Genomic DNA, 670 nt, shown 5'->3' with positions numbered 1-670 from the left:
GCGATCGAAAACACCAGGCTGACGATGAACGTAATGTTTTGCTTCTCAAAGGCGATGCCAACAACGATTGCAAGCACACCCAGGACGACCGTCGTGGCACGTGAGACCAACAGTTCCTGCCGGTCGGTGGCAGTACCTTTGCGCAGCACGTTTGCGTACAGATCGTGAGAAACGGCTGAGGCGCCCGCCAACGTGAGCCCGGCAACGACGGCCATGATCGTTGAGAAAGTTACAGCGCTGATGAAACCCAAGAAGATGTTCCCGCCGACCGCATGTCCGAGGTGAACAGCAACCATGTTGGCGCCACCAACCAGCGCGCCGCCTTCATTGTGATACGCGGGATCGGAACTGACCAAAGCGATGGACCCGAAGCCGATGACAATGATCATGGCATAGCCCGCGCACATGATCCCGGTTGCGTGGAACACGCTTTTGCGTGCCTCCTTAACGTCGGGGACGGTAAAGAAACGCATCAGAATGTGCGGCAAACCTGCAGTCCCAAATATCAGCGCGAGACCGAGAGAGATTGCCGAGACAGGGTCTCGGATTAGCCCCCCTGGGCCCATGATGGCGGTACCTTTCGGGTGGATCCTGACTGCGGCAGATATCAGATTCTCGAAGCTGAAACCAAAGCGCTGCAGAACCATGAATGCCATGAAAGCAGCGCCGA

The 670-nt window shown here is 56.9% G+C and carries 1 protein-coding gene; it reads right to left on the bottom strand.

The genetic code is table 11. The annotated features are described in order from the left end of the window. Positions 1 to 670 (bottom strand): sodium:solute symporter family transporter (locus ACYP5B_RS38400; protein WP_459573066.1); only part of this gene is annotated, 670 nt, incomplete at both ends.

The sequence above is a fragment of the Cupriavidus sp. 8B genome (assembly GCF_054589115.1).
Note: the sequence above shows the minus strand (reverse complement) of the source record. Positions and strands in the feature narration are given on the sequence as shown.